Source organism: Calderihabitans maritimus (assembly GCF_002207765.1).
GTDB classification, from domain to species: domain Bacteria; phylum Bacillota; class KKC1; order Calderihabitantales; family Calderihabitantaceae; genus Calderihabitans; species Calderihabitans maritimus.
Window position 1 is genome coordinate 1 of the sequence record NZ_BDGJ01000050.1, and the last position, 258, is coordinate 258.

Annotated in this window: 1 pseudogene; it reads left to right on the forward strand. The window is 52.7% G+C overall.

Going from position 1 to position 258, the window contains the following annotated elements:
* Positions 1-258, forward strand: a pseudogene (locus KKC1_RS16230) (IS1634 family transposase); the annotation flags it as partial.

Sequence of the window (258 nt, forward strand, 5' to 3'; positions counted from 1 at the left end):
CTTTGTACCCTTGGGCGCTTAGACGAACTTAAGGAAGGCCAACTGGACCGTTTGATTGAAAGTTTGGCCAAGTTTTCGGAAAAACAAGCGGTTCTTCAGGAGGCCCAGGACCTCTTTGCCGAGTGGAGCAAGGATTATGGGCCAGCTCAGGTCTTCCGCCGGGTCTGGGAGAAGGTGGGCTTGGCACGTATCCTGGAGAAGTTTTGCTCCGAATCCCGGGTAGAGTTCAATGTGGTTGAAGCTGTCTTTGCTATGGTC